Below are 25525 nucleotides of genomic sequence, written 5' to 3' on the forward strand. Positions count from 1 at the left end.
GCCCCCCCACGGCCTCACGCCCGCGTCACGCCGCGGGCGTTTTGCCGTGTATCTCGACCTGATCCGCTGGAACCGTCCCGCGGGCTGGCTGCTGCTGCTGTGGCCCAGCCTCGGCGCGCTCTGGTTCGCGGCCGACGGCTGGCCGGGCTGGCACCTGGTCGCGGTGTTCGTGCTCGGCACGATCCTGATGCGCAGCGCGGGCTGCTGCGTCAACGACGTGGCCGACCGCGACTTCGACCGCCACGTGAAGCGCACCGCGCAGCGGCCCGTGACCAGCGGCGAGATCTCGGTGCGCGAGGCGCTGCTGCTCGGCGCCGTGCTCGCGCTGGTGGCCTTCGGGCTGGTGCTCACGACCAACCGGGTCACGGTGTACTGGTCGTTCGCCGCGCTCGCGGTCACGCTGGTCTATCCCTATGCCAAGCGCTTCGTGTCGATCCCGCAGGCGGTGCTCGGCATCGCGTTCAGCTTCGGCATTCCGATGGCCTTCGCGGCCGTGCAGGCCACCGTGCCGGCCTTCGCATGGTGGCTGCTGGCGGGCAACCTGTTCTGGGTGCTGGCCTACGACACCGAGTACGCGATGGTCGACCGCGACGACGACCTCAAGATCGGCATGAAGACCTCGGCCATCACCTTCGGCCGCTACGACGTGGCGGCGGTGATGGCGAGCTATGCGGTCTTCCTCGCCGTGTGGACCTGGGCCGGCGCGAGCCGCGGGCTCGGCGCCGTGTTCTACCTCGCGATCGCGATCGCGGCGGGACAGGCGGCCTGGCACTGGCGGCTGATCCGCGCGCGCACGCGCGAAGGCTGCTTCCAGGCCTTCCGGCTCAACCACTGGCTGGGCTTCGCGGTCTTCGCCGGCGTGGTGGCCGGCTACGGCCTGCGCTGATCCACGGCCGGCAACGGAAACGAGACCGCATGCAGCCCACGCCCGACGCCGAGGCCACGCTGGCGAATCTGCGCGCCCGGATCGGCCGCGAGGCGCATTCGGAATGGCACCGCATCACGCAGGACATGGTGGCGCGCTACGCCGAGCTGTCGGGTGACGGCGAGGGCGAATCGGATCCATCTCGATCCGGAGCGCGCCGCGCGCGAGGCCGGCTACGGCGGCGCCATCGTGCAGGGCTTCTTCCAGGTCTCGCACCTGATCAAGCTCAGCGGCGAGGCGATGCGCAGCCTGCTGCCCTTCGACACCAACCATGCGCTGAACTACGGCTTCGACCGCCTGCGCTTCGTGCGGCCGATGCCGGTGGGCGCGCGCTTCCGGGCGCGCGTGCGCATCGCGGAGGTCACGCCCAAGCCCGGCGACAGCTTCCTGCTGAAGGAAGCGCTGCAGCTCGAGCTGGAGGACGGCACCGTCACGCTGGCGGCCGACTGGCTGTTCTTCCTCGGCCCGCGCGCGCTGGCGGGCACCTTCGACGCGCCGCCGGCCTGAGGGCCCTCAGCCGCGGCCGAATTCCTCGCCGAGCTCGGCCGCGCGCTTCTGCGCCGCACGGATCGCGGTCTTGAACTGTCCCTTGACGTCGGCCTGCTGCAGCGCGCTGATCGCCGCGTAGGTGGTGCCGCCCTTGGAGGTCACGCGCTCGCGCAGCACCGCGGGCGGCTCGTGCGCGCTGTCGGCCAGCGCCGAGGCGCCGGTGAAGGTGCCGATCGCCAGGCGCTGCGCCTGGTCGGGCGCGAGGCCCATCTCGATGCCGGCCTCGGTCATGGCCTCGATGAAATAGAACACGTAGGCCGGGCCCGAGCCCGACATCGCGGTCACCGCGTCGAGCGCGGGTTCCTCGTCGACCCAGATCAGCTCGCCGGTGGGCGTCAGCAACTGGCCGACCAGCGCGCGGTCGGCGCCGTCGGCACCGGCGCGCGCGAACAGGCCCGTCATGCCCTGGCCGACCAGCGCCGGCGTGTTCGGCATGGCCCGCACCACGCGCTCGGTGGCCAGCCAGCGGGCGATGCTGTCGGACGGGATGCCCGCGGCCACGCTCAGGTGCAGGGCGTTTTCGGCGAAGGGGCGCACCGGGCGCGTGGCCTCGGCGAAGGTCTGGGGCTTGACCGCCCAGACCACCACCGCGCAGCGCGACAGCGCCGCGCCGGCCTCCGCCTGGGCCGCGATGCCGAAGGTGTTGGACAGCCTGGCGCGCGCCTCCTCGAAGGGCTCGACCACCTCGAAGGAGGTGGCCGGCGTGCCTTGCTGGATCAGCCCGCCGATGATGGCGCTGGCCATGTTGCCGCCGCCGATGAAGGCGATGGGCGGCAGCGGCGCGGGGGCGTTGCGGGGCAGGAAGGTGGCGGCGATGGTCATGGTCGGTCGAGGAATTCGAAGGCGGCGAACTGCGTGATCTGCAGCGGGTTGAAATTGTCGTCGCTGACGATCATCAGCGTCCGCCCGCCACCGGGCAGCGGCGGTCCCCAGCACATGCCCTCGCTGTTGTCGAGGCGCGAGAGGCCGTTGTCGGCCCCGAGCCGGGAGAAATCGGCGACCAGGGTCTTGGCGACCGGCCGGTGGTTGCCGGGGGCCAGCGCCTCCAGGCCCAGCACGTCGCTGCCGCCGCGGGTGTCTATCTCATAGAGGCGCAGCGAATTCCCGGTGCCGGCGGCGTAGGCGCGCTCGAGCACCAGCATGCGGTGCGCGTCGATCATCAGCACCTCGCTCACGCCGTTGTCGGCATAGGTGCCCGGCACCAGGGGGCGCAGCGGAATCGCGTCGGGCACATAGGCGATCTGGCCGGTCGCGCGGCCGCTGGCCAGGTCGATGTGCGTGAAGCGGCAGGGGCCGCCGGCGGCGTCGACCGTGGGCACGGGGCCGTCCTGGATCAGCGCGTTCTCCATCGCCAGCCAGGCCGTGCGGCCGTCGGGCACCAGCGCGAGGCCTTCGAAGGCGAGGTTGTCGCGCGCGCCGCGGCGCTGGGCCGGATCGGGTTGGAACAGGGCGGGCAACGCGAATTCGCGCAGGAAGCGGCCGTCGCGCGCCGATTCGTAGAGCGCGGGGCCGAAGCCGCGCGCGAGGTCGCCCTCGCTGCTCCACAGCAGGGTGCCGGTATCGGGGCGCAGGCGCAGCGATTCGGGGTCGGGCACCGGCAGGCCGGCAATGGCCTGGCGGCGCGAAGGCCAGGGGCCGCCGCCCGGGCGTTGCAGTTCGACGACACCGGTGGGTTCGGGCGCGGCGCTCCAGGGCGCGGGCCAGCGCGCCCTATAGAAGCGCACGGGCGCCAGCTCCGACCGGTCGTCGCTCAGGAGCAGGTACTCACCCGCGCTGGCGTCGAAGTCGATGCCCGAGAGTCCGCCCGCCGGCGTGCCGCCGATGGAGAACCGGTGCGGCCAGCGTGCTTCCGCGAGGCGGCGCAGCCGGACGGGCGCCGGCGAACCGGGCGCGGCCGCCGGGGCGCCGCAGCCGGCCGCGCCCAGCGCCAGGGCGCCAGCGGCCCCCGCGAGGCCGCCCAGCACGAGACGGCGGGTGGTCGAGAACGAGGGGGAGGGGCGGGAGGGCGCACGGGCCAGAGTCTAGTGTCTTGGCGGGTGGCGCAAAGAAGGCAGTTGACATCGAAGCAGGCGGGTGCCACAATCGCGGGCTTCGCTTCAAAAAGGCGAAGATTTCAGCCCAAACGGGAAGCGCTTCGAGTGGTTCGAAGCGCGGACGGCGGGCCCAAGACTGACCGATGCGAGACACGCGAATCCCTCCGGGCCGCGCATTGGTACAAGTTGGGAATATCAAGAAATGATCCAAACTGAATCCCGGCTCGAAGTGGCCGACAACACAGGCGCGAAGTCCGTCCTGTGTATCAAGGTGCTCGGTGGCTCCAAGCGGCGTTATGCCAGCGTGGGCGACGTCATCAAGGTCAGCATCAAGGAAGCCGCTCCGCGTGGTCGCGTCAAGAAGGGCGAGATCTACAGCGCTGTGGTCGTGCGCACCGCCAAGGGCATCCGTCGCGCCGACGGCTCGCTCGTCAAGTTCGACGGCAATGCCGCCGTGCTGCTCAACGCCAAGCTGGAGCCGATCGGCACCCGCATCTTCGGACCGGTGACGCGCGAACTGCGCACCGAGAAGTTCATGAAGATCGTGTCGCTGGCACCCGAAGTTCTCTAAGGACAACAACGCCATGAACAAGATTCGCAAAGGCGACCAGGTCATCGTGTTGGCCGGCCGCGACAAGGGCAAGCGCGGCGTCGTGACGCTGCGCAAGGACGACTCGCACGTGCTCGTCGAAGGCATCAACCTCGTCAAGAAGCACACCAAGCCGAACCCGCTCAAGGGTACGACCGGTGGCATCGTCGAGAAGGCCATGCCGATTCACCAATCCAACGTGGCGATCTTCAATGCCGCGACCGGCAAGGCCGATCGCGTGGGCATCAAGGTGAGCCAGGATGCCGAAGGCAAGCGCGTCGCAGTGCGTGTCTTCAAGTCCAGCGGCGAAGAAATCAAGATCGCCTAAGAGGTACTCAGATGGCACGTCTCCAACAACACTATCGCGAAAAGATCGCCAAGGACCTTACCGAGAAGTTCGGTTATGTCTCGCCGATGCAGGTCCCGCGCCTCACCAAGATCACGCTCAACATGGGCGTGGGTGAAGCCGTCGCCGACAAGAAGGTCCTCGACAACGCCGTCGCCGACCTGACCAAGATCGCCGGCCAGAAGCCCGTGGTCACCAAGTCGAAGAAGGCCATCGCCGGTTTCAAGATCCGCGAGAACCAACCCATCGGCTGCATGGTCACGCTGCGCGGCGTCCAGATGTACGAATTCCTGGACCGCTTCGTGACGGTGGCTCTGCCCCGCGTTCGCGACTTCCGCGGTATCTCGGGTCGTGCCTTCGACGGTCGCGGCAACTACAACATCGGCGTGAAAGAGCAGATCATCTTCCCCGAGATCGAGTACGACAAGGTCGACGCCCTGCGTGGTCTGAACATCAGCATCACGACGACGGCTAAGACCGATGAAGAAGCCAAGGCGCTGCTCGCCGGCTTCCGTTTCCCGTTCAAGAACTGAGGTGATCCGTGGCTAAAGCATCTTTGATCCAGCGCGAACTCAAGCGCGACAAGCTGGTTGCCAAGTTCGCCGCCAAGCACGCCGAACTGAAGGCCGCCTCGAACGACCTCAAGAAGACCGAAGAAGAGCGCGCAGCCGCCCGCCTGGCACTGCAAAAGCTCCCGCGCAACGCGAACCCCACGCGTCAACGCAACCGTTGCGAAATCACCGGTCGTCCGCGCGGCACCTTCCGTCAATTCGGTCTGGCCCGCGCCAAGATCCGCGAACTGGCCTTCAACGGTGACATCCCCGGTGTCATCAAGGCCAGCTGGTAAGCCAGGCAGGAGCAAACAACATGAGCATGAGTGATCCCATTGCCGACCTGCTGACGCGTATCCGCAACGCGCAGATGGTGGCGAAGCCCACCGTGTCGGTCCCGTCTTCCAAGGTGAAGATCGCGATCGCACAAGTCCTGAAGGACGAGGGCTACATCGACGGCTTCCAGGTCAAGACCGAAGCCGGCAAGAGCGAACTCGAAATTTCGCTGAAGTACTACGCTGGTCGCCCGGTCATCGAGCGCATCGAGCGCGTGAGCCGCCCCGGCCTGCGCGTCTACAAGTCCAGCACTGCCATTCCGCAAGTCCAGAACGGCCTCGGCGTTGCGATCGTCACGACCCCCCAGGGCGTGATGACCGACCGCAAGGCACGCGCCTCCGGTGTCGGTGGCGAAGTGCTGTGCTACGTCGCCTGACCGAGACATCGAGGAGAACACTGAAATGTCCCGAGTAGGAAAATCGCCGGTCGCCATCCCCCAAGGCGTGGATGTGCAGATCAAGGAAGACCAGATCAGCGTCAAGGGCACGGGCGGTTCGCTCAGCCTCGCGCGCAACGCACTGGTCAACGTCGTCAGCAAGGACGGCAAGCTGAGCTTCGAGCCGGCCAACGATTCGCGTGAAGCCAACGCGATGAGCGGCACGATTCGTCAGCTCGTGAACAACATGGTGGTCGGTGTGACCAAGGGCTTCGAGAAGAAGCTCAACCTGGTCGGCGTGGGCTACAAGGCCGCCGCCCAAGGTGCCAAGTTGAACCTGCAAGTCGGTTATTCGCATCCGGTCAACATCGACATGCCGCAAGGCATCACGGTGGCCACCGCGACCCCGACCGAAATCGTGATCAAGGGTGCCGATCGCCAGCGCGTCGGCCAAGTGGCCGCTGAGATCCGTGCCGTTCGTCCGCCCGAGCCCTACAAGGGCAAGGGTATCCGTTATGCGGACGAGAAGATCGTGATCAAAGAGACCAAGAAGAAGTAAGGGGCAGCAAAATGATGTTGACCAAAAAAGCACAGCGTCTCCGCCGTTCGCGCCAGACCCGCATCCGCATCGCGACGCAGGGCGTGGCTCGCCTCACGGTGAACCGCACCAACCTGCACATCTACGCGACCGTCATCTCCGGCGACGGCTCGAAGGTGCTGGCCACGGCCTCCACCGCCGAAGCCGAAGTGCGCACCGCGCTCGGCGGCTCGGGCAAGGGTGGCAACACCGCTGCAGCCACCGCCATCGGCAAGCGCATCGCCGAAAAGGCGAAGGCCGCCGGCGTCGAGAAGGTTGCCTTCGACCGCGCAGGTTTCGCGTACCACGGCCGCGTCAAGGCGCTGGCCGATGCAGCCCGCGAAGCCGGCCTGCAGTTCTAACCGGACACGAGATTCAAAATGGCAAAGATTCAGGCAAGAACGCAGAACGAAGGCCCCGAGGACGGTCTGCGCGAGAAGATGATCGCGATCAACCGCGTCACCAAGGTGGTGAAGGGTGGTCGTATCCTCGGTTTCGCAGCACTCACCGTGGTCGGTGACGGCGATGGCCGCGTCGGCATGGGTAAGGGCAAGTCGAAGGAAGTGCCCGCGGCCGTGCAGAAGGCGATGGAAGAAGCCCGTCGCAACCTGTTCAAGGCTCCGATCAAGAACGGCACGCTGCACCACCAGGTGCAAGGCCACCACGGTGCCTCCACCGTCGTGATGTACCCGGCCCCCAAGGGTACCGGCATCATCGCCGGCGGCCCGATGCGCGCCGTGTTCGAAGTCATGGGCATCACCGACATCGTGGCCAAGAGCCATGGTTCGTCGAACCCCTACAACATGGTTCGCGCCACGCTCGACGGGTTGAAGAACTCGACGACCGCGTCCGCAGTGGCTGCCAAGCGTGGCCTCACCGTCGAAGAAATCTTCGCCTGAGCGCGAGCTCTTGCAAGGCTGAAGGAAGCATTCAAATGACGACGCAACAACAAACCCTGAAGGTGCAATTGGTCAAGAGCCCGATCGGCACCAAGGAATCGCACCGCGCCACCGTCCGTGGCCTGGGCCTGCGCAAGCTCAACAGCGTGAGCGAACTGCAGGACACCCCCGCGGTGCGCGGCATGATCAACAAGATCAGTTATCTGGTCAAAGTTCTGTAAGAGAGACTGATATGGAACTCAATGGCATCAAGCCGGCGGATGGCGCCAAGCACGCCAAGCGTCGCGTTGGCCGCGGTATCGGCTCCGGCATCGGCAAGACCGCGGGTCGCGGTCACAAGGGCCAGAAGTCGCGCGCAGGCGGTTTCCACAAGGTCGGCTTCGAAGGCGGTCAAATGCCGCTGCAGCGTCGCCTGCCGAAGCGTGGCTTCAAGTCGCAGACGCTCAAGTTCAACGCCGAAGTCACGCTGGCCGCTCTCGAGCAGCTCGGCCTGGCCGAAGTCGATGTGCTCGCCCTGAAGCAAGCCGGCCTCGTGGGCCAGCTCGCCAAGGTGGTGAAGATCATCAAGACCGGTGAGCTCACCAAGGCCGTCAAGCTGACGGGCGTCGGTGCCACCGCTGGCGCCAAGGCCGCGATCGAAGCGGCCGGCGGCAGCGTCGCCTGATCGACAGACCTTCGGACTGAAAGAAGCTCCTCGTGGCAACTAACGCGGCAACGATCGCAAAGACGGGCAAGTTCGGCGACCTGCGTCGCCGGCTGGTCTTCTTGCTGCTCGCGCTCGTGGTCTACCGGATCGGCGCGCACATTCCCGTGCCCGGCATCAACCCCGACCAGCTCGCGGCGTTGTTCCAGGGGCAGCAGGGCGGCATCCTGAGCCTGTTCAACATGTTCTCGGGTGGCGCGCTGTCGCGTTTCACGGTGTTTGCGTTGGGGATCATGCCGTACATCTCGGCGTCGATCATCATGCAGCTGATGACCTACGTGCTTCCGAGCTTCGAGCAATTGAAGAAGGAAGGCGAGGCGGGCCGTCGCAAGATCACGCAGTACACCCGTTACGGTGCACTGGGTCTGGCGCTGTTCCAGTCGTTCAGCATCGCAGTGGCGCTCGAGTCGTCGGCCGGCCTGGTCATCTCGCCCGGCTTCGGCTTCCGCATCACCGCCATGGTGAGCCTGACGGCAGGTTCGATGTTCCTGATGTGGCTCGGCGAGCAGATCACCGAACGCGGCCTGGGCAACGGCATCTCGATCCTGATCTTCGCGGGCATCGCCGCCGGTCTGCCGAACGCCATCGGCGGTCTGCTGGAGCTGGTGCGTACCGGCGCCATGAACGTGATCATCGCGCTGTTCATCGTCGCGGTGGTGGTGCTGGTCACCTACTTCGTGGTGTTCGTCGAACGCGGCCAACGCAAGATCCTCGTGAACTATGCGCGGCGCCAGGTCGGCAACAAGGTGTATGGCGGTCAGTCGTCGCACCTGCCGCTGAAGCTGAACATGGCCGGTGTGATTCCGCCGATCTTCGCGTCCTCGATCATTCTGCTGCCGGCAACGGTGGTGGGCTGGTTCAGCACCGGCGAAGGCGGGTTCCGCTGGATCAAGGACGTGGCGAGCGCTCTGCGCCCGGGCGAGCCGATCTACGTGCTGCTGTATGCCGCCGCGATCGTGTTCTTCTGCTTCTTCTATACGGCCCTCGTGTTCAACAGCCGCGAGACCGCCGACAACCTGAAGAAGAGCGGTGCGTTCATTCCGGGTATCCGCCCGGGTGACCAGACGGCACGCTACATCGACAAGATCCTGGTTCGCCTGACGTTGGCCGGCGCGGTGTACATCACCTTCGTCTGCCTGCTGCCCGAGTTCCTGATCCTGAAGTACAACGTTCCGTTCTACTTCGGTGGCACCTCCCTGTTGATCATCGTGGTCGTCACGATGGACTTCATGGCCCAGGTGCAGAACTACATGATGTCCCAGCAGTACGAGTCGCTGCTGAAGAAGGCCAATTTCAAGACTTCGTAAGGCACAGGGCACCGTCCCCCGCCGGTTGAACAGAGATTTAGGAGAGTGAAATGAGAGTTTCGGCTTCGGTCAAAACCATCTGCCGTAATTGCAAGATCATCCGCCGCAAGGGTGTGGTGCGCGTGATCTGTACCGACCCGCGCCACAAGCAGCGCCAGGGTTGATCAAAGAGTATTAGAGGACGCACATGGCACGTATTGCTGGCATCAACATTCCGCCGCACAAGCACGCTGAGATCGGCCTGACCGCCATCTTCGGTATCGGTCGCACCCGCGCCCGTCAAATCTGCGAAGCGAGCGGCATCGAATATTCGAAGAAGATCAAGGATCTGACCGACGCCGATCTCGAGAAGATCCGCGACCAGATCGCCTTGTTCACGATCGAAGGCGACCTGCGCCGCGAGACGACGATGAACATCAAGCGCTTGATGGACATCGGCTGCTACCGCGGCTTCCGTCATCGTCGCGGCCTGCCGATGCGCGGCCAGCGCACGCGCACCAACGCCCGCACCCGCAAGGGTCCGCGCAAGGCTGCGCAGTCCCTGAAGAAGTAAGGATTGAAACAGCATGGCTAAAGCTCCTGCCAACAACGCCGCACAGCGCGTTCGCAAGAAGGTTCGCAAGAACGTTGCGGACGGCATCGCCCACGTGCACGCCTCGTTCAACAACACCATCATCACGATCACCGATCGCCAGGGCAACGCCCTGTCGTGGGCTTCGTCGGGTGGCCAGGGCTTCAAGGGCTCGCGCAAGTCGACCCCGTTCGCTGCGCAGGTCGCTTCGGAAGTGGCCGGCCGTGCTGCTGTCGAACAAGGCATCAAGAACCTCGACGTCGAGATCAAGGGCCCCGGCCCCGGTCGCGAATCGTCGGTGCGCGCACTGGCTGCGCTCGGCATCCGGATCAATTCCATTGCCGACGTGACGCCCGTTCCGCACAACGGCTGCCGCCCCCAGAAGCGTCGTCGCATCTGATCGTCAGCCCCCTCAGGCGCAGCCGTTTCAAAGCGGCTGCGCATTTGTTTTTTAACTAAGCCCACCGCCATCGGCAATATCTTGTCGATGGCTCCCGCAGGCGACTGCGGCAGCAAACAAAGGAAAAGACGTGGCACGCTACCTCGGCCCCAAGGCCAAACTTTCCCGCCGCGAAGGCACCGACCTGTTCCTGAAGAGCGCCCGCCGCTCGATCCAGGACAAGGCCAAGTTCGACTCCAAGCCCGGCCAGCACGGCCGCACCTCGGGTCAGCGCACCTCGGACTACGGTCTGCAGCTGCGTGAGAAGCAGAAGGTCAAGCGCATGTACGGCGTGCTCGAGAAGCAGTTCCGCCGCTACTTCGAGGAAGCCGATCGCCGCCGTGGCAACACCGGCGCCAACCTGCTGTTCCTGCTCGAATCGCGCCTGGACAACGTCGTCTACCGCATGGGCTTCGGTTCGACCCGCGCCGAAGCGCGCCAGCTCGTGTCGCACAAGGCGATCACGGTGAACGGCCAGTCGGTCAACATCCCGTCGTACCTGGTCAAGACCGGCGACGTGATCGCCGTGCGCGAGAAGTCGAAGAAGCAGAACCGCATCGTCGAAGCGCTGCAACTCGCCCAGCAAGTCGGTATCCCCGGCTGGGTCGACGTGAATGCCGACAAGGCCGAAGGCACCTTCAAGAAGGTCCCGGATCGCGACGAGTTCGCTGCGGACATCAACGAATCGCTGATCGTCGAACTGTATTCGCGTTGATTTCCACTCCCGCACCGCGCAAGCGGCGGCGGGAGTCCTGTTTTTGTTGTTCACGTTCCTGGTTCGTGCCGCACTCGCGCTGCGGGCCAGGCGCTTCACCAGCCTTACCGGTGTAACGAGCCGGGGGTATTGAGAGGAAGTCTGCATGCAAACCACCCTGCTGAAACCCAAGACCATCCAGGTCGAGCAACTCGCGGCCAACAAGGCCAAGGTGACGCTCGAGCCTTTCGAGCGCGGCTACGGCCACACGCTCGGCAACGCGCTGCGTCGCGTGCTGCTGTCGTCCATGGTCGGTTATTCGGCCACCGAAGTCACGATCGCCGGCGTTCTGCACGAGTACTCGTCGATCGATGGCGTGCAGGAAGACGTCGTCAACATCCTGCTGAACCTCAAGGGCGTGGTGTTCAAGCTCCACAACCGCGATGAAGTCACGCTGAGCCTGCGCAAGGACGGCGAAGGCCCGGTCCTGGCATCGGACATCCAGACCCCGCACGACGTCGAGATCATCAATCCCGACCACGTGATCGCGCACCTGTCGCAAGGCGGCAAGCTCGACATGCAGATCAAGGTCGAGAAGGGCCGCGGCTACGTGCCCGGCACGATGCGCCGCTATGCCGACGAGCCGACCAAGTCGATCGGCCGCATCGTTCTCGATGCTTCGTTCTCGCCCGTGAAGCGCGTGAGCTACACCGTCGAAAGCGCCCGCGTCGAGCAGCGCACCGACCTCGACAAGCTGCTGGTCGAAATCGAGACCAACGGCGCGATCACCGCCGAAGACGCCGTGCGCGCCTCGGCCAAGATCCTGGTCGAGCAGCTCGCCGTGTTCGCGCAGCTCGAAGGCGGCGAACTGGCCGCGTTCGATGCGCCGGCACCGCGCAGCGCACAGCAGTTCGACCCGATCCTGCTGCGCCCGGTCGACGAGCTCGAGCTCACCGTGCGTTCGGCCAACTGCCTGAAGGCCGAAAACATCTACTACATCGGCGACCTGATCCAGCGCACCGAGAACGAGCTGCTCAAGACCCCGAACCTGGGTCGCAAGTCGCTCAACGAAATCAAGGAAGTGCTCGCCTCGCGCGGCCTGACCCTGGGTATGAAGCTCGAAAGCTGGCCGCCGGCCGGCCTCGACAAGCGTTGATTTTTTTAACGGCCCTCTGAAAAGGGCCAGTGCACCGGGCAGTACCTGACACGGCTGCCCGTTCTTCAAAAAGCAAAGGAAAGCACCATGCGTCACGGACACGGACTCCGCAAACTCAACCGCACCAGCTCGCACCGCCTCGCGATGCTGCAGAACATGATGAACTCGCTCATCGAGCACGAAGTCATCAAGACCACGGTCCCCAAGGCCAAGGAACTGCGCCGCGTCATCGAGCCGATGATCACGCTCGCCAAGAAGCCCACCGTCGCCAACAAGCGCCTCGCCTTCGACCGCCTGCGCAGCCGCGACTCCGTCGTGAAGCTGTTCGGCGAACTGGGCCCGCGCTTCGCCGCGCGTCCCGGTGGCTACACCCGCATCCTCAAGATGGGTTTCCGCGTGGGCGACAACGCGCCGATGGCGCTGGTCGAACTCGTCGATCGCCCTGAAGTGAGCGAAGTTTCTGCCACCGAGCAGAACGCCGCGGAATAAGTGCTATAATTTATCTCTTGCCGCGCGATGGAGCAGCCTGGTAGCTCGTTGGGCTCATAACCCAAAGGTCGCAAGTTCAAATCTTGCTCGCGCAACCAAATTGATAAGGGTCTTTCGGAAACGAAAGACCCTTTTTCTTTTCCGGCCGTGGATTCGCAAGCGCGTTGCAACAACGCAAAGCGCGCACCCCGAAAAAAAAGCCCTCGCGAGAGGGCTTTGTCGTTGATGGGGCGAAGTGCCTTCGTCAGTTCGGCACGACCGCCGTGACCTCGATCTCGATCTTCGCGCGCGGCTCCACCAGCGCCGCGACCTGCACGCAGGTCATGGCCGGGAAGTTGCGGCCCATCGCATCCCGGTACACCGGGCCGAGCTCGGCGAGCCGGCGGCTGTACTCGTCGCGGTCGACCACGTACCAGGTCATGCGCACCATGTGCTCGGGGCCGGCACCGGCCTCGCGCAGCACCTCGACGATGTTGCGCAGCGCCAGGCCGCACTGGTCGATGAAATCGTCCGACTCGAACTGCTGCTGGGCATTCCAGCCGATCTGTCCGCCGACGAACACCATGGTGCCGCGCGCCGCGACGCCATTCGCATAGCCCTTCGGGGGCAACCAGCCCGGAGGCTGCAAGAGTTTGATCATGATGTGGTGGACCTGTTGTCTTCGGTTTGTCTCAGTTTGAAGCGTTGCAGCTTGCCGGTTTCGGTGCGTGGCAGCACGGACACGAACTCGATCTCGCGCGGGTACTTGAACGGCGCGATCGTGGCCTTCACGTGGTCCTGCAGCGCCTTCACGAGGCCGGCATCGCCGGTCTGTCCGGGCTTCAGCACGCAGAAGGCCTTGACGATCATGCCGCGGTCGGCATCGGGCTTGCCGATCACGCCGCACTCGGCCACGGCCGGATGCTTGAGCAGCGCGTCCTCGACCTCGGGGCCGCCGACGTTGTAGCCGGCGGTGATGATCATGTCGTCGGCGCGCGCCTGGTAGAAGAAATAGCCGTCGTCGTCCTGGACGAAGGAATCGCCCGGATAGTTCCAGCCGTTCTTCACGTAGTCGGCCTGGCGCGCGTCGTCGAGGTAGCGGCAGCCCACCGGCCCCTGCAGCGCCAGCTTGCCGACCGTGCCGCGCGGCACCTCGTTGCCCTCGGCATCGACCACCTTGGCGATGAAGCCCGGCACGGCCTTGCCGACGGCGCCGCGGCGCACCTCGTCGCCCGCGGCCGAGATGTAGATGTGGAACACCTCGGTGCCGCCGATGCCGTCGAGCATCTCGAGGCCGGTGGCCTCCTTCCAGAGCTGGCGCGTGGCGTCGGGCAGGGCCTCGCCCGCGCTCACGCTGATGCGCAGCGTGGGCGCACCGTGCTGCTTCACGAACGGCGCCATCTGGCGGTAGAAGGTCGGCGCCGTGTAGCAGATGGTCGCGCCGACCTCGTTGATCAGCTTCACCAGGCCTTCGGGCGTGAAGGGCGCGTCGGGGAAGTAGATCGAGGCACCCGCGTACATCGGGAACACCAGCAGCCCGCCGAGCCCGAAGGTGAAGGCCAGCGGCGGCGAGCCCACCACCACATCGTCGGGCCGCGCACGCAGCACGTGGCGCGGCCAGGTCTCGCACATCGCGAGCACGTCGCGATGCGTGGTCACGGGCGCCTTCGGCTTGCCCGTGGTGCCCGAGGTGAAGGCCAAGAGCGCGATGTCGTCGGCCGCCGTGGGGCAGGCCTCGAAGATGCCGCTCTTGGCGGCCGCACGTGTCGACAGCGAATCGGGCGCATCGGGCCGGTTGAAGGCGACGATGTCGGCGAGCACCGGGTGCGCCTGCTGCGCGGCCACCAGCTCGTCGAGCAGGCGGCCGTCGCACAGCGCGGCCACCGGCTGCGACTTCTCGATGATGTCGCCGAGCTCCTTGGCGCGCAGCAGCGGCATGGTCGCGACGGCGATCAGCCCCGCCTTCACCACCGCGAGCCAGGCCAGCGCCATCGCCACCGAGTTGCCGCCGCGCAGCAGCACGCGGTTGCCGGGCACCAGGCCCAGGTCCTCGGTCAGCACCTGTGCGATGCGGTTGACCTCGATGGCGGCCTGCGAATAGCTGAGCGTGCCCTGCGGCGAGCGCAGCAGCGGCCGGTCGCCGAAGCCCTTGGCGGGCGCCTTGTCGAGCAGTTCCTCGACCAGGTTGAGCCGGTCGGGCAGTTGCAGTTCGGGCCGGTCGTAGCGAAAGACCGGCAGCTGCGCCGCCGGCGGCAGCCGGTCGTGCACGAAGCGGTCGACTTGGGCGGATGGAGCGGTCACGGTGTTCATCCCCGCAGTACGGATTTGCCGATGATCAGTTGCTGCACTTCCGTCGCGCCCTCGTAGATGCGCAGCGAACGGATGTCGCGGTAGAGGGCCTCGATCTTGGTGCCGACCTTGACGCCGAGGCCGCCATGCATCTGCAGCGCCATGTCGATGACGCGGCTGGCGTTCTCGGTCGCGGCCATCTTGGCCATCGCGGCCGCGGCCGACACGTCGCCCACCGGCGCGCCGCCGCGCTGCTCGGCCTCGTCGCGCATCCAGGCCGCGCGGTAGGTCGAGCAGCGCCGCGCCGTCGATCAGCGCCGCCATCTCGCCGAGCTTGGCCTGCGTGAGCTGGAAGTCGGCCAGCGTCTGGCCGAACATGCGGCGGTTCTTCGCACTGCGAGATCGCCTCGGCCAGCGCGCGCCGGCCCATGCCGAGCGCGGCACCGGCCACCGAGGCGCGGAAGATGTCGAGCGTGCGCATCGCGAGCTTGAAGCCGCCGTTCAGTTCGCCGAGCTGGGCGCCGCGCGGCACCACGCAGTCGTCGAAGCGCAGGGTGGCCAGCGGATGCGGCGCCATCACGTCGATGTGCTCGGAGGTGTCGAGGCCGGGCGTGGTCGCGTCGACGATGAACACCGTGATGCCGCGCGTGCCGCCCGCGGGATCGGTCTTGGCGAACACGCAGTAGAAGTCGGCGATGCCGCCGTTGCTGATCCAGGTCTTGCTGCCATCGAGGCGCCAGCCGTCGGCCGTGGGTTCGGCGCGCATGGCCATCGCGGCCACGTCGGAACCGGCCTCGGGCTCGCTCAGCGCGAAGGCCGCGATCTTCTCGCCCTTGCCGACCGCGCCGAGGTAGCGCGACTGCTGCTCGGGCGTGCCGGCGAGCGTGATCGCGCCGCTGCCCAAGCCCTGCATCGCGAACGCGAAGTCGGCCAGCGGCGAGTGGTAGCCGAGGGTTTCGCGCAGCAGCACCAGCGCGCGCGAATCGAGGCGCTCGAGCGCGCCGCCGGCGCTGCCGGGCACCGCGTAGCGCAGCCAGCCGCCGTCGCCGAGGCGGCGCACCCATTCGCGGCAGGCCGCGCGGTCGTCGCGCTCGTCGACCTCCTGCGCGGCGCACCAGGGCAGCAGGTCGCGCGCGAGCGCGCGATGCGCCTCGTCGAAGAAGGGCAGCGCCAGGTGCGCGGTGGAAGGAGGAGCCGGGATCTTCGCCATGGCCTCAGTCCCCGCCGAACACCGGCTTGCGCTTGGCCGCGAAGGCCTCGTAGGCGCGGCGGAAATCCTCGGTCTGCATGCAGATCGCCTGCGCCTGCGCCTCGGCCTCGATCGCCTGGTCGATGGTCATCGACCATTCCTGCGCCAGCATGGTCTTGGTCATGCCGTGCGCGAAGCTCGGGCCCTCGGCCAGCTCGCGCGCCACCTTGGTCGCGGCCTCGAGCAGCGCGTCGCTCTCGTGCAGCGCGTTGAAGAAGCCCCAGGCATGGCCTTCCTGCGCGGTCATCGCGCGGCCCGTGAACAGCAGCTCGGAAGCGCGGCCCTGGCCGATCACGCGCGGCAGCAGCGCGCAGGCGCCCATGTCCGCGCCAGCGAGGCCGACGCGCGTGAACAGGAAGGCGGTGCGCGTGGCGGGCGAGCCGTAGCGCAGGTCGCAGGCCAGCGCGATCATCGCGCCGGCGCCGGCGCACACGCCGTCGATGGCGCCGACGATCGGCTGCGGGCAGGCGCGGATCGCCTTCACCAGGTCGCCGGTCATGCGCGTGAACTCGAGCAGCTCGGGCATGCGCATGCCGGTCAGCGGGCCGATGATCTCGTGCACGTCGCCGCCCGAGCAGAAGTTGCCGCCCGCGCCCGTGACCACGATCACCTTCACGTCGCTCGCGTAGTTGAGCGCGCGGAACAGGTCGCGCAGCTCGGCATACGAGTCGAAGGTCAGCGGGTTCTTGCGCTCGGGGCGGTTCAGCGTGATGGTGCCCACGCCGTTGTCGTAGTGCCAAGCGAAGTGCTTCGCGGCATAGGCCGCCTTCGCTTCGAATTGCGCGTGCATGGGATTGCCCGCGCCGATGTAATGCTTCATTCGGCCTCCGCCAGTGTCTGGCTCTGTGAGTGTTGCTTGACCTTGCCGAGCAGCTTGTGCAGCTGCGCGATCTCCTTGCCCGTAAGGCCCGCGAAGGCCCCGACGATCCAGTCCTCGTGCTGCTGCGCCATCTCGTGGAACAGCTTGCGGCCGCGCGGCGTGAGCCGCACGCGCCAGGCGCGTCGATCGCCCTCGACGTCGACGCGCTCGACCAGGCCCTCGGTCACGAGCTGGTCGGTGATGCCGGTCACGTTGCCGCCGGTCACCATCATCCGGCGCGACAGCTCGTTCATCTTCAGCCCCTCGGGCGAGCGCTCGAGCTGCGACATCAGGTCGAAGCGCGGCAGCGTGGTGGTGAACTGCGCGCGCAGCCCGTTGCGCACTTCCTTCTCGATCAGCTGCGTGCAGGTCAGAAGGCGCAGCCACAGCCGCAGCGCTTCGGGATGTTCGGCGTGGGCGCGGGCTTCGAGGTCCATGGGGTGCCGCCGTCGTTCAGTGCGTTTCTTCGCCTTGCGCCGCGGCCATCGCCGCAGTGGCGGCGGCCGCCATCTGCTGCTGCTTGGCGATCTCGCGGTACATCTGGTCGCGCCCGCTCAGGTACTGCTTCGGCCACTCCACGGCGCGGCTCTGCAGCTTGGCGGCCTCGTGCAGCGTCCAGGCCGGGTCGGCGAGGTGCGGCCGCGCGATCGCGCAGAGGTCGGCGCGGCCGGCCGCGATGATGCTGTTGGCCTGGTCGGCCTCGGTGATCGCGCCCACGGCGATGGTCGAGATGCCGACCTCGTTGCGGATGCGGTCGGCGAACGGCGTCTGGTACATGCGACCGTAGACCGGCTTGGCGGCGCGCGTGGTCTGGCCCGAGGACACGTCGATGAAGTCGGCGCCCGCGTCCTTGAAGAAGCGCGCGATCGCCACCGCGTCGGCATCGGTGTTGCCGCCGGGCGCCCAGTCGTGGGCCGAGATGCGCACGCTCATCGGCCTGTCGGCCGGCCAGGCGTCGCGCATCGCGCGGAACACCTCGAGCGGATAGCGGCAGCGGTTCTCGAGGCTGCCGCCGTACTCGTCCTCGCGCAGGTTGGTCAGCGGGCTGATGAAGGCCGACAGCAGGTAGCCGTGCGCGCAGTGCAGCTCGAGCCAGTCGAAGCCGGCCTCGGCTGTGCGCCGTGTCGAGGCCACGAACTGATCGCGCAGCGTGTCCATCTCGGCGCGCGTGATCGCGGCCGGCAGCTGGTTCTGCTCGCCGTAGGGCAGCGCGCTGGCGGCCAGCAGCGGCCAGTTGCCGCTGGGCAGCGGCTCGTCGGTGCCTTCCCAGCCCACCTGCGTCGAGCCCTTGGGACCGCTGTGGCCGAGCTGCATCGCGATCTTCGCGCTCGACTGCGTGTGCACGAAGTCGACGATGCGCTTGAACGCGGCCTGCTGCGCGTCGTTGTAGAGACCGGTGCAGCCGGGCGTGATGCGGCCTTCGGGCGTGGGGCTGGTCATCTCGACGAACACCATCGCCGCGCCGCCGAGCGCGCGCGCGCGCCCAGGTGCACCAGCAGGAAGTCCTGCGGCACGCCGTCGACCGCGCTGTAGGTCGCCATCGGCGACACCAGGATGCGGTTCTTGAGCTCGAGGCCGCGCACCTTGAGCGGCATCAGCATCGGCGCGACGGCCTTGCCGCCGGCCAGCCACTGCTCGTAGCCGCCGAGCCACTTGGTGTCGCGCAGCCGCAGGTTCTCGTGGCTGATGCGCTGCGAGCGCGTGAGCAGCGAATAGGCGAACTGCTCGATCTCCATGCCGGTGTAGCGCGGCACGTTCTCGAACCATTCGGTGGAGTTGCGCGCGGCGTTCTGGATCTTGAGCACCTCGACGCTGCGGCGCGCCTCGTACTGCTCGAGCACCTGGTCGGTGCTGCCGCCGGCGGCGAATTCGTTGGCCAGGTCGATCGCGTCCTCGAGCGCGAGCTTGGTGCCCGAGCCGATCGAGAAGTGCGCCGTGTGCGCGGCGTCGCCCATCAGCACCACGGGCACCGAGCGGCCGCCGACGTCGACGCGGTGCGTCCAGTGCTCGCACACCACGCGCGGAAAGCGGATCCAGTTGGCCGAGCCGCGCAGGTGCGTGGCGTTGCTGATCAGCGAGTGGCCGTCGAGGTACTTCGCGAACAGCTTCTCGCAGAAGGCGATCGCCTCGGGCTGCTCCATCTTGTCGAGGCCGTGGGCCTGCCACACGGCCTCGGGCGTCTCGACGATGAAGGTCGAGGTGTCCTTGTCGAACTGGTAGGCGTGGGCCTGGAACCAGCCGTGCTCGGTCTGTTCGAAGGCGAAGGTGAAGGCGTCGAAGGTCTGGTGCGTGCCGAGCCAGACGAAGCGGCACTGGCGCAGGTCGATGTCGGGCTGGAACACCTCGGCATAGCGCTGGCGGATGCGGCTGTTGAGGCCGTCGCTCGCGATCACCAGGTCGGCCTCGTACTTCGCGGCCAGCGCCTGGTCGTCGGTCACGTCGGTCTCGAACACCAGCTCCACGCCGAGCGCGAGGCAGCGCTCCTGCAGGATGTTGAGCAGCCGCTTGCGGCCGATGCCGCAGAAGCCGTGGCCGCCCGAGCGCACCTGGCGGCCCTTGAAGAAGACCTGGATGTCGTCCCAGTGGTGGAAGTCGTCGCCGATCAGCGCGGCCGATTCGGGGTCGGCCGCGCGCAGGTTGGCGAGCGTCTGGTCGCTGAGCACCACGCCCCAGCCGAAGGTGTCGAAGGGGCGGTTGCGCTCCACCACCGTGATCTGGAGGGCCGGGTTGCGCGCCTTCATCAGCAGCGCGAAGTACAGGCCGGCGGGCCCGCCGCCGATGCACAGGATGCGTTGGAGGTCCATGGACGGGGCGTGGGCGATGCTGTTCATGGTTGAATAGTTTAGACATAAACAATCTGGTGTCAAACGGATTTACCCGCAGCACATCGGCCCGTCCGCTGCCGGCGCCGGTCGCCGTCCCCGCGACGCGATCCGGGCCGCTCGATGCAACGGCATGCAAGAAGATCGAAAAATCAATACCATGCGGCCCATGCAAAGCTTGATACCCAAGATCGAGTCGCAGCTGGCTTCGCTACCCGTGCCCGTGGCACTGGAACTGCCCGATGGGCGACGGGTTGCCGCAGCCGGTTCGCGTGTCACGCTGGCTTTTTCGGAGTGGTCGGCACTGGCCAAGCTCGCGGCCCGACAGGTGGGCGCGATCGGCGAGGCCTACGTGGAGGGCAAGGTGCAGATCGAGGGCGCCATGCGCGACCTGATCGATGCCGCCGTCGGCCTGCTGCCCGGCAACCCGGCCGAGACCGACACCGGATGGTGGAGCCGCCTGCAGCACCTGGCCAAGTCCCGCGGCTCGCACTCGCTGCGCAAGGACGCCGCCCAGATCGAGTTCCACTACGACGTCTCCGACGACTTCTACGCACTGTGGCTCGACCCGCGCCGGGTCTACTCGTGCGCCTACTACGCGACGCCCGACCTCACGCTGGCGCAGGCGCAGGAAGCCAAGCTCGACCACATCTGCCGCAAGCTGATGCTCAAGCCCGGCGAGCGCTACCTCGACGTCGGCTCGGGCTGGGGCGGCCTGCTGCTGTGGGCGGCCGAGCACTACGGCGTCGACGCCACCGGCATCACGCTGTCGCGCAACCAGCATGCGCACGTGCAGCGGCTGATCGAGGAGAAGGGCCTCACGGGCCGCGTGCGCGTCGAGCTGCGCGACTACCGCGAGCTGTCGGCCGAGCGGCCGTTCGACAAGATCTCCTCGGTGGGCATGTTCGAGCACGTGGGCGCGGCCAACATGCCGACCTACTTCGCCAAGATCCATTCATTGCTGGCGCCCGGCGGCCTGCTGATGAACCACGGCATCACCTCGGGCCAGCTCAACTACCGCCAGCTCGGCAATGGCATGGGCGACTTCATCGAGAAGTACATCTTCCCGGGCGGCGAGCTGCTGCATGTCACGCACGTGCTGCGCGAGACCGCGGCGGCCGGCCTGGAGATCGTCGACGTCGAGAGCCTGCGGCCGCACTATGCCCGCACCTTGTGGGCCTGGTCCGACGCGCTCGAGGCGCAGCTCGAAACCGCGCGCGCCGTGCTGCGCAACGGCGGCAGCGAGCGCCAGCACGCCAACGCCGAGCGCATCCTGCGCGCCTACCGGCTCTACCTCGCGGGCTCGGCCATGAGCTTCGAGCAGGGCTGGATCGGCCTGTACCAGATGGTCTCGACCAAGCCCGACGGCAAGGTCGATCACGGCACCTTGCGCGGTGCGCAATCGGTGTACCCTTTCACGCGTGATCATCTCTACAAGTGAAAGGGACAACCCCATGCTCTATCGTTTCCAGTCCAGGGCCTCGTCGGATTTCGTGATGCTCGAGACGCACGCGCGCCAGTTGTTCGACATCGTCGGCAAGTCGCCTTCCGCGCAAGGAATCATCACGGTCGAGCAGATTCCCGGGGCGATCTCGGCCATCGAGGCCGCGCTCGCACGCGAAAAAGCCAACACCCACAACCATGACGAATTCGCCGTCGAGGACCACAACCACGACGCCGAAAAACAGCATGTGGCGCTGCATCAGCGCGCCACGCCGCTGCTGCACATGCTCAAGGAATCGCTGGCCGAAAACAAGGACGTGACCTGGACCACCTGAGTCCGGGTCGGACAACCGGCCGCGCGGCGGCCGGTTGCCAACGCCAGTCCGCGACGGACGGGCGCTGAATCTTCACTCGGGCAGGACCCTCTCAGTCCACCTTCGCGCCCGAATCCTTCACCACCTTCGCCCACTTCACGTGCTCGCTCGCGATGAGCTTCGTGAAGTCGGCCGGCGTGTTGCCGCTCGGGATCGCGCCCTGCGCCAGCATCTTCTCCTTGATCGCCGCCGTGCCGAGCGACTTGGCGACCTCCTGCTGGATGCGGTTGACGATCTCGGGCGAGGTGCCCGCCGGCGCCAGCAGACCGAACGACGAGCTGGCCTCGAAGCCCTTGAGCGTCGGGCCGCCGGCCTCTTCCACCGTCGGCACGTCGGGCAGCGCGGGCGAACGCTGCGCGCTGGTCACGGCCAGTGCCGTGAGCTTTCCGGCCTTGATCTGCGCCATCGACGAGGGCAGGTTGTCGAACATCACGTCGGCGTTGCCGGCCACCATGTCGAGCAGGGCCGGGCCCGAGCCCTTGTAGGGGATGTGGGCCATGAAGGTACCCGTCATGCTCTTGAACAGCTCGCCCGCGAGATGGATCGAGGTGCCGCTGCCGCTCGAGGCCATGTTGAACTTGCCGGGGTTGGCCTTGCTGTACTTGATGAAGTCCTGCACGTTGTGGATGCCGAGCGTCTTCGCCTTCTCGGCGTTCATCTCCATCACGTTCGGCACCGCGGCCACCATGGTGATCGGCGCGAAGTCCTTGATCGGGTCGAAGGGCAGCTTCGGATAGAGCGCGCGGTTGATGCCGTGGGTGCCCACCGTGCCCATCAGCAGCGTGTAGCCGTCGTTCGGCGCGCGCGCCACGATCTCCGCGCCCAGGTTGCCGCCGGCGCCCGCGCGGTTGTCGACGATGAACTGTTGGCCGAAGGCCTTCGAGAGCTCGGGCGCGATCGCGCGCGCGAGGATGTCGGTGGTGCCGCCCGCGGCGAAGGGCACGACGATGCGCACCGGCTTGGTGGGCCAGGTGCCCTGTGCCCACGAGGGTGCGGCGAGCAGCGTCGCGGCGGCGGCGACCGAGGCGGCGAGCAGCGCGCGCCGGGACGGGAAGTGGAGAGGGGAAGAAGTCATGCGCGCCTTTGTACAGGCGCGTGCCGCGGCCGTCGCGGGTGAAAACCCCGGGCGTGGCTCAGCTCACCTGCATGCGCTGCGCAAACCGCTCCGCACGGAAGCGCTCGAGCACGAAGTCGACGAAGGCCCGCGTCTTCGGCGGCAGCAGTTTCTTGCTCGGGTAGTAGAGCCAGACCGCGCCCGCGTCGTGGTGCCACTCGGGCAGCAGCCGCAGCAGGCTGCCGTCGCGCAGTCCCTGTTCCACGAAGGGCATCGGCAGCATCGCCACGCCCAGTCCCATCAGCGCGGCCTGCGCGATGGCCTCGGGGTCGTTGAAGATCGCGCGCGGGCGCGGCAGCTCGACCGTGACCTCCGCTTCCTTCGCCGCGCCGCGCGCATGCCGCAAGGTCCAGCTGCGCAGCCGGCCCGTGGGCGAGGAGCGGCGCACCAGCGCGTCGAGCGCCGCCAGCTCCGACGGATGGCGCGGCATCCGCCGCTGCGCCATGTAGGCCGGCGCTGCCACCGCCACCACGTGGATGCGCGCCAGCTCGCGCGCCACCAGCCCGGCCGACAGCTCGAAGCCGCCGCCGATGGCCGCGTCGAAACCCTCGCCGACGAGGTCGGCCTGCAGGTTGTCGAAATGCCAGTCCGGCACGATCGCCGGGTAGCGCGCGAGGAAGTCGCCCATCATCGGCAGCACGTGCGTGCGGCCGAAGGCCTGGCCCATGCTGACCTTGAGCGTGCCCGAGGGCTGGCCGTCGTCCTTGTCGATGCCGGCCACCGCGTCCTGCAGGGTGGCGAGCGCGCCGCCGATCTGGGCCAGGAAACGCTCGCCGCCCTCGGTCAGCGTGAGCCGGCGCGTGCTGCGCTGGAACAGCCGCACGCCGAGCCGCGCCTCCAGCCGCGCCACGTTCTTGCTGACCGCGGCCGGCGTGAGCCCGAGGCGGCGCGCGGCGGCCGAGAAGCTGCCGCCCTCGGCGCTCTGCACGAAGGACGCGAGATGGTTGAGCGGTTCCATCGTTCTATTTTCAACCAACGGTTGAATTTGATGGGACCGATTGATGGCTACCGCAAACGCAATCGAAGGCAGAGACTGGAGGCCTTCCAACACACTCACCCAGGAAAAAACCATGACCTCCACCACCACCTCCCCGACCCCCGTCCTCGCCGGCAAGGTCGCCTTCGTCGCCGGCGGCTCGCGCGGCATCGGCGCGGCCATCGTGCGCCGCCTGGCGCGCGACGGCGCCGCCGTGGCCTTCAGCTACAGCAGCTCGCAGGCCGTCGCGGAGGAACTCGCGCGCAGCCTCGAGGCCGAGGGCGGCCGCGCGCTCGCGCTGAAGATCGACAGCGCCGATGCCGAGGCGCTCAAGGCCGGCATCGACCAGGCCGCGCGCCACTTCGGCGGCCGCATCGACATCCTGGTCAACAGCGCCGGCGTGCTGCACCTGGGCCCGGTCGAACAGCTCACGCTGGCCGATTTCGACCGCACCATCGCCGTCAACGTGCGCGCCGTGTTCGTCGCCATCCAGGCCGCGCTGGCGCACATGGGCAGCGGCGGGCGCATCGTCAACATCGGCAGCACCAACGCCGAGCGCATGCCCTTCGCGGGCGGCAGCATCTACGCGATGAGCAAGTCGGCGCTCACGGGCCTGGTCCAGGGCCTGGCGCGCGACCTCGGCCCGCGCGGCATCACGGTCAACAACGTGCAGCCCGGCCCGGTCGACACCGACATGAACCCGGCCAACGGCCCCATGGCCGCGACCATGCACAGCTTCATGGCGCTCGACCGCCACGGCCATGCCGACGAGATCGCGGGCATGGTGGCCTACCTCGCGAGCCCCGAGGCCGCGTTCGTGACCGGCGCCGGGCTCAACATCGACGGCGGCTTCGCGGCCTGAGCGCGCGGTTCAGCGCGCGCTTCAGCGGCCGGGCACCGCCCGCGCCGCCAGCGCCGCGGCCACGTGTTCGGCCAGCGCGCGCGCCGAGGGCTTCGCGGCGCGCCCGGCCGGAAACACCGCATGCAGCTCCACCGGCGCCATGCGCCAGTCCGCGAGCACTCGCACCAGCGCGCCGCTCGCCAGCTCGGCGCCGCAGCCCAGCTCGCTGGTGTGCGTGATGCCCAGGCCCGCCACGGCCGCGGCGATCGAGCCCTCGTTCATCGTGCTGCTCAGCAGTGCGCCCGCGATGCGCACCGACGCCTGGCGGCCGCCGCGCTCGAAGGACCAGGTCGCGCCGCCGCTCGGGCCGGCCACCACTGCATGCGCCGCGAGCTCGGCCGGCAGCGCCGGCGTGCCGGCGCGGCGCAGGTAGGCGGGCGCGGCCACCAGCAGGGTCTGGAACAGGCCCAGGCTGCGCGCGGTGGCGCTGGAGTTGGGCAGCGCGCCGAAGCGGAAGGCCAGGTCGGCGCCCTCGCTCACCAGGTCCTGCAGCTGGTCGTGCATCAGCAGCTTGATGCGCAGCGCCGGATGCCGCGCGGTGAACGGTGCCAGCGCGGGGATCGCCTCGCGCACCGCGAAGCTCGAGGACAGCGCCACGCGCAGCACGCCGCGCAACTCGCCGGTGCCGCGCGCCGCATGGTCGGCCTCCTCGAGCGCGGCCAGGATCGGCTCGATGCGCGCGAGGTAGTCGGCACCGGCCTCGGTCAGCGTCACGGCGCGCGTGGTGCGCGTCAGCAGCGCCGCGCCGACCTCCTTCTCGAGCGTCGCGATCACGCGCGAGGCCGAGGGCTGCGAGAGCCCGAACTCGCGCCCCGCGCGCGAGAAGCTGCCCGCGTGCGCGACGCGCGTGAACAGGCGCAGGGCGAGCAGCCGGTCGCTCATCGTTTCTGATTGATTTGCATGGCGAATGGATCTTAGTCGTGCCAGCTGGCTACCGGCCAGACGGCGAATCAAAGACAGTCACGGCACGGCACCGCCG

General features: G+C 67.6%; 31 protein-coding genes, 1 tRNA gene and 2 pseudogenes. 23 read left to right on the forward strand and 11 right to left on the reverse strand.

Annotated elements, in window-relative coordinates; all coding sequences use genetic code 11:
* Positions 1-46: 46 nt before the first annotated feature.
* Positions 47-886 (forward strand): 4-hydroxybenzoate octaprenyltransferase, encoded by an 840-nt coding sequence (gene ubiA, locus ACHMXE_RS13180; RefSeq protein WP_395349708.1) that lies wholly within the window; start codon positions 47-49, stop codon positions 884-886.
* Between the two features lie 153 nt (positions 887-1039).
* Complete coding sequence (locus ACHMXE_RS13185; RefSeq protein ID WP_395349709.1) at positions 1040-1432, forward strand: MaoC/PaaZ C-terminal domain-containing protein; 393 nt, start codon at positions 1040-1042, stop codon at positions 1430-1432.
* A 6-nt stretch (positions 1433-1438) separates the two neighbouring features.
* Here the strand turns inward: ACHMXE_RS13185 and proC are convergent, their stop codons facing one another.
* Together proC and ACHMXE_RS13195 are read right to left on the reverse strand one after the other, a co-directional pair.
* On the reverse strand, positions 1439-2296 hold the full coding sequence (proC, locus tag ACHMXE_RS13190) for a pyrroline-5-carboxylate reductase (RefSeq protein ID WP_209543118.1): 858 nt from the start codon (positions 2294-2296) through the stop codon (positions 1439-1441).
* Positions 2293-3438: an esterase-like activity of phytase family protein gene (locus tag ACHMXE_RS13195; RefSeq protein ID WP_395349710.1), complete on the reverse strand. Its 1146-nt coding sequence runs from the start codon at positions 3436-3438 to the stop codon at positions 2293-2295. The genes proC and ACHMXE_RS13195 overlap by 4 nt, the downstream gene beginning before the upstream one ends.
* 271 nt (positions 3439-3709) lie before the next feature.
* Here ACHMXE_RS13195 and rplN point away from each other — a divergent pair, with 271 nt between their 5' ends.
* The 18 genes from rplN to ACHMXE_RS13285 all read left to right on the forward strand — a co-directional run bounded on the left by rplN (position 3710) and on the right by ACHMXE_RS13285 (position 12638).
* The gene (gene rplN, locus ACHMXE_RS13200; RefSeq protein ID WP_009124801.1) at positions 3710-4078 is read left to right on the forward strand and encodes a 50S ribosomal protein L14; all 369 of its coding nucleotides are present in this window, start codon (positions 3710-3712) and stop codon (positions 4076-4078) included.
* Positions 4079-4091: 13 nt separating this feature from the next.
* Positions 4092-4424, forward strand: a complete 333-nt coding sequence (gene rplX / locus ACHMXE_RS13205; protein WP_057593144.1) for a 50S ribosomal protein L24 — start codon at positions 4092-4094, stop codon at positions 4422-4424.
* Positions 4425-4435: 11 nt separating this feature from the next.
* Entirely contained in the window at positions 4436-4975 is a 540-nt protein-coding gene (rplE, locus tag ACHMXE_RS13210; RefSeq protein ID WP_093351137.1) for a 50S ribosomal protein L5, read from the forward strand.
* 8 nt (positions 4976-4983) lie between these two features.
* Positions 4984-5289 (forward strand): 30S ribosomal protein S14, encoded by a 306-nt coding sequence (gene rpsN / locus ACHMXE_RS13215; RefSeq protein ID WP_057593146.1) that lies wholly within the window; start codon positions 4984-4986, stop codon positions 5287-5289.
* A 20-nt stretch (positions 5290-5309) separates the two neighbouring features.
* The gene (rpsH, locus tag ACHMXE_RS13220) at positions 5310-5705 is read left to right on the forward strand and encodes a 30S ribosomal protein S8 (RefSeq protein WP_093351135.1); all 396 of its coding nucleotides are present in this window, start codon (positions 5310-5312) and stop codon (positions 5703-5705) included.
* Between the two features lie 25 nt (positions 5706-5730).
* Positions 5731-6264: a 50S ribosomal protein L6 gene (gene rplF, locus ACHMXE_RS13225; RefSeq protein ID WP_203203272.1), complete on the forward strand. Its 534-nt coding sequence runs from the start codon at positions 5731-5733 to the stop codon at positions 6262-6264.
* A 14-nt stretch (positions 6265-6278) separates the two neighbouring features.
* Positions 6279-6644, forward strand: coding sequence for a 50S ribosomal protein L18 (gene rplR / locus ACHMXE_RS13230; protein WP_057593190.1), 366 nt, complete (start codon positions 6279-6281; stop codon positions 6642-6644).
* An 18-nt stretch (positions 6645-6662) separates the two neighbouring features.
* The gene (gene rpsE / locus ACHMXE_RS13235; RefSeq protein WP_093242999.1) at positions 6663-7181 is read left to right on the forward strand and encodes a 30S ribosomal protein S5; all 519 of its coding nucleotides are present in this window, start codon (positions 6663-6665) and stop codon (positions 7179-7181) included.
* Positions 7182-7216: 35 nt separating this feature from the next.
* Positions 7217-7402, forward strand: coding sequence for a 50S ribosomal protein L30 (gene rpmD, locus ACHMXE_RS13240; protein ID WP_009124818.1), 186 nt, complete (start codon positions 7217-7219; stop codon positions 7400-7402).
* Positions 7403-7413: 11 nt separating this feature from the next.
* Positions 7414-7845 (forward strand): 50S ribosomal protein L15, encoded by a 432-nt coding sequence (rplO, locus tag ACHMXE_RS13245; protein ID WP_093351127.1) that lies wholly within the window; start codon positions 7414-7416, stop codon positions 7843-7845.
* Between the two features lie 32 nt (positions 7846-7877).
* On the forward strand, positions 7878-9191 hold the full coding sequence (secY, locus tag ACHMXE_RS13250; RefSeq protein ID WP_057593152.1) for a preprotein translocase subunit SecY: 1314 nt from the start codon (positions 7878-7880) through the stop codon (positions 9189-9191).
* 50 nt (positions 9192-9241) lie between these two features.
* A complete protein-coding gene (gene rpmJ / locus ACHMXE_RS13255; protein WP_038201958.1) occupies positions 9242-9355 on the forward strand; it encodes a 50S ribosomal protein L36 in 114 nt (37 codons plus the stop codon).
* A gap of 23 nt (positions 9356-9378) precedes the next feature.
* Positions 9379-9744, forward strand: coding sequence for a 30S ribosomal protein S13 (gene rpsM, locus ACHMXE_RS13260; protein WP_013544105.1), 366 nt, complete (start codon positions 9379-9381; stop codon positions 9742-9744).
* Positions 9745-9757: 13 nt separating this feature from the next.
* A complete protein-coding gene (gene rpsK, locus ACHMXE_RS13265) occupies positions 9758-10162 on the forward strand; it encodes a 30S ribosomal protein S11 (protein WP_009124825.1) in 405 nt (134 codons plus the stop codon).
* Between the two features lie 130 nt (positions 10163-10292).
* Positions 10293-10916 (forward strand): 30S ribosomal protein S4, encoded by a 624-nt coding sequence (rpsD, locus tag ACHMXE_RS13270; RefSeq protein ID WP_203203271.1) that lies wholly within the window; start codon positions 10293-10295, stop codon positions 10914-10916.
* Positions 10917-11061: 145 nt separating this feature from the next.
* Complete coding sequence (locus tag ACHMXE_RS13275) at positions 11062-12051, forward strand: DNA-directed RNA polymerase subunit alpha (protein ID WP_009124827.1); 990 nt, start codon at positions 11062-11064, stop codon at positions 12049-12051.
* A gap of 87 nt (positions 12052-12138) precedes the next feature.
* A complete protein-coding gene (gene rplQ / locus ACHMXE_RS13280; protein WP_203203270.1) occupies positions 12139-12540 on the forward strand; it encodes a 50S ribosomal protein L17 in 402 nt (133 codons plus the stop codon).
* A 21-nt stretch (positions 12541-12561) separates the two neighbouring features.
* Positions 12562-12638, forward strand: a tRNA-Met gene (locus ACHMXE_RS13285).
* 146 nt (positions 12639-12784) lie between these two features.
* Here the strand turns inward: ACHMXE_RS13285 and ACHMXE_RS13290 are convergent.
* From ACHMXE_RS13290 to ACHMXE_RS13315, 6 genes and pseudogenes are all read right to left on the reverse strand, one after another.
* On the reverse strand, positions 12785-13183 hold the full coding sequence (locus ACHMXE_RS13290; protein WP_395353068.1) for a RidA family protein: 399 nt from the start codon (positions 13181-13183) through the stop codon (positions 12785-12787).
* Positions 13177-14829, reverse strand: a complete 1653-nt coding sequence (locus ACHMXE_RS13295; protein WP_203203269.1) for an AMP-binding protein — start codon at positions 14827-14829, stop codon at positions 13177-13179. Before ACHMXE_RS13295 ends, ACHMXE_RS13290 begins: the two co-directional genes overlap by 7 nt.
* Positions 14826-16018, reverse strand: a pseudogene (locus tag ACHMXE_RS13300) (acyl-CoA dehydrogenase family protein). The gene ACHMXE_RS13295 and the pseudogene ACHMXE_RS13300 overlap by 4 nt, the downstream one beginning before the upstream one ends.
* 4 nt (positions 16019-16022) lie before the next feature.
* Positions 16023-16877, reverse strand: a complete 855-nt coding sequence (locus tag ACHMXE_RS13305) for an enoyl-CoA hydratase family protein (RefSeq protein WP_209543109.1) — start codon at positions 16875-16877, stop codon at positions 16023-16025.
* A complete protein-coding gene (locus ACHMXE_RS13310) occupies positions 16874-17353 on the reverse strand; it encodes a MarR family winged helix-turn-helix transcriptional regulator (RefSeq protein WP_093351117.1) in 480 nt (159 codons plus the stop codon). The genes ACHMXE_RS13305 and ACHMXE_RS13310 overlap by 4 nt, the downstream gene beginning before the upstream one ends.
* A gap of 16 nt (positions 17354-17369) precedes the next feature.
* Positions 17370-19720, reverse strand: a pseudogene (locus ACHMXE_RS13315) (bifunctional salicylyl-CoA 5-hydroxylase/oxidoreductase).
* A gap of 187 nt (positions 19721-19907) precedes the next feature.
* Between ACHMXE_RS13315 and ACHMXE_RS13320 the strand changes: the two are divergent.
* Positions 19908-21179 carry a cyclopropane-fatty-acyl-phospholipid synthase family protein gene (locus ACHMXE_RS13320; RefSeq protein WP_057593161.1) on the forward strand — a complete coding sequence of 424 codons (1272 nt, stop codon included), beginning with the start codon at positions 19908-19910 and terminating at the stop codon, positions 21177-21179.
* A gap of 13 nt (positions 21180-21192) precedes the next feature.
* A complete protein-coding gene (locus tag ACHMXE_RS13325) occupies positions 21193-21516 on the forward strand; it encodes a DUF1840 domain-containing protein (RefSeq protein ID WP_203203265.1) in 324 nt (107 codons plus the stop codon).
* A 91-nt stretch (positions 21517-21607) separates the two neighbouring features.
* On the opposite strand, the gene ACHMXE_RS13330 is transcribed toward ACHMXE_RS13325, so the two are convergent.
* Both ACHMXE_RS13330 and ACHMXE_RS13335 read right to left on the reverse strand, forming a co-directional pair.
* Positions 21608-22630: a Bug family tripartite tricarboxylate transporter substrate binding protein gene (locus ACHMXE_RS13330; RefSeq protein ID WP_395349712.1), complete on the reverse strand. Its 1023-nt coding sequence runs from the start codon at positions 22628-22630 to the stop codon at positions 21608-21610.
* 58 nt (positions 22631-22688) lie between these two features.
* A complete protein-coding gene (locus ACHMXE_RS13335; protein WP_395349714.1) occupies positions 22689-23627 on the reverse strand; it encodes a LysR family transcriptional regulator in 939 nt (312 codons plus the stop codon).
* Between the two features lie 112 nt (positions 23628-23739).
* Between ACHMXE_RS13335 and ACHMXE_RS13340 the strand changes: the two genes are divergently transcribed.
* Positions 23740-24507, forward strand: a complete 768-nt coding sequence (locus ACHMXE_RS13340) for an SDR family oxidoreductase (protein ID WP_395349715.1) — start codon at positions 23740-23742, stop codon at positions 24505-24507.
* A gap of 21 nt (positions 24508-24528) precedes the next feature.
* On the opposite strand, the gene ACHMXE_RS13345 is transcribed toward ACHMXE_RS13340, so the two are convergent.
* Positions 24529-25428, reverse strand: coding sequence for a LysR substrate-binding domain-containing protein (locus ACHMXE_RS13345; RefSeq protein ID WP_395349716.1), 900 nt, complete (start codon positions 25426-25428; stop codon positions 24529-24531).
* Positions 25429-25525: the final 97 nt, after the last annotated feature.

The sequence above is a fragment of the Variovorax sp. UC122_21 genome, from assembly GCF_044056785.1.
In the GTDB taxonomy this organism is placed as follows: domain Bacteria; phylum Pseudomonadota; class Gammaproteobacteria; order Burkholderiales; family Burkholderiaceae_C; genus Variovorax.

Excerpts from the sequence above, each read along its gene's own strand:
- proC (WP_209543118.1), bottom strand. The coding sequence starts at position 2,296 with ATGACCATCGCCGCCACCTTCCTGCCCCGCAACGCCCCCGCGCCGCTG.
- rplN (WP_009124801.1), top strand. The coding sequence starts at position 3,710 with ATGATCCAAACTGAATCCCGGCTCGAAGTGGCCGACAACACAGGCGCG.
- rplX (WP_057593144.1), top strand. The coding sequence starts at position 4,092 with ATGAACAAGATTCGCAAAGGCGACCAGGTCATCGTGTTGGCCGGCCGC.
- rplE (WP_093351137.1), top strand. The coding sequence starts at position 4,436 with ATGGCACGTCTCCAACAACACTATCGCGAAAAGATCGCCAAGGACCTT.
- rpsH (WP_093351135.1), top strand. The coding sequence starts at position 5,310 with ATGAGCATGAGTGATCCCATTGCCGACCTGCTGACGCGTATCCGCAAC.
- rplF (WP_203203272.1), top strand. The coding sequence starts at position 5,731 with ATGTCCCGAGTAGGAAAATCGCCGGTCGCCATCCCCCAAGGCGTGGAT.
- rplR (WP_057593190.1), top strand. The coding sequence starts at position 6,279 with ATGTTGACCAAAAAAGCACAGCGTCTCCGCCGTTCGCGCCAGACCCGC.
- rpsE (WP_093242999.1), top strand. The coding sequence starts at position 6,663 with ATGGCAAAGATTCAGGCAAGAACGCAGAACGAAGGCCCCGAGGACGGT.
- rpmD (WP_009124818.1), top strand. The coding sequence starts at position 7,217 with ATGACGACGCAACAACAAACCCTGAAGGTGCAATTGGTCAAGAGCCCG.
- rplO (WP_093351127.1), top strand. The coding sequence starts at position 7,414 with ATGGAACTCAATGGCATCAAGCCGGCGGATGGCGCCAAGCACGCCAAG.
- rpmJ (WP_038201958.1), top strand. The coding sequence starts at position 9,242 with ATGAGAGTTTCGGCTTCGGTCAAAACCATCTGCCGTAATTGCAAGATC.
- rpsM (WP_013544105.1), top strand. The coding sequence starts at position 9,379 with ATGGCACGTATTGCTGGCATCAACATTCCGCCGCACAAGCACGCTGAG.
- rpsK (WP_009124825.1), top strand. The coding sequence starts at position 9,758 with ATGGCTAAAGCTCCTGCCAACAACGCCGCACAGCGCGTTCGCAAGAAG.
- ACHMXE_RS13275 (WP_009124827.1), top strand. The coding sequence starts at position 11,062 with ATGCAAACCACCCTGCTGAAACCCAAGACCATCCAGGTCGAGCAACTC.
- rplQ (WP_203203270.1), top strand. The coding sequence starts at position 12,139 with ATGCGTCACGGACACGGACTCCGCAAACTCAACCGCACCAGCTCGCAC.
- ACHMXE_RS13295 (WP_203203269.1), bottom strand. The coding sequence starts at position 14,829 with ATGAACACCGTGACCGCTCCATCCGCCCAAGTCGACCGCTTCGTGCAC.
- ACHMXE_RS13305 (WP_209543109.1), bottom strand. The coding sequence starts at position 16,877 with ATGAAGCATTACATCGGCGCGGGCAATCCCATGCACGCGCAATTCGAA.
- ACHMXE_RS13310 (WP_093351117.1), bottom strand. The coding sequence starts at position 17,353 with ATGGACCTCGAAGCCCGCGCCCACGCCGAACATCCCGAAGCGCTGCGG.
- ACHMXE_RS13320 (WP_057593161.1), top strand. The coding sequence starts at position 19,908 with ATGCAAAGCTTGATACCCAAGATCGAGTCGCAGCTGGCTTCGCTACCC.
- ACHMXE_RS13325 (WP_203203265.1), top strand. The coding sequence starts at position 21,193 with ATGCTCTATCGTTTCCAGTCCAGGGCCTCGTCGGATTTCGTGATGCTC.
- ACHMXE_RS13330 (WP_395349712.1), bottom strand. The coding sequence starts at position 22,630 with ATGACTTCTTCCCCTCTCCACTTCCCGTCCCGGCGCGCGCTGCTCGCC.
- ACHMXE_RS13335 (WP_395349714.1), bottom strand. The coding sequence starts at position 23,627 with ATGGAACCGCTCAACCATCTCGCGTCCTTCGTGCAGAGCGCCGAGGGC.
- ACHMXE_RS13340 (WP_395349715.1), top strand. The coding sequence starts at position 23,740 with ATGACCTCCACCACCACCTCCCCGACCCCCGTCCTCGCCGGCAAGGTC.
- ACHMXE_RS13345 (WP_395349716.1), bottom strand. The coding sequence starts at position 25,428 with ATGAGCGACCGGCTGCTCGCCCTGCGCCTGTTCACGCGCGTCGCGCAC.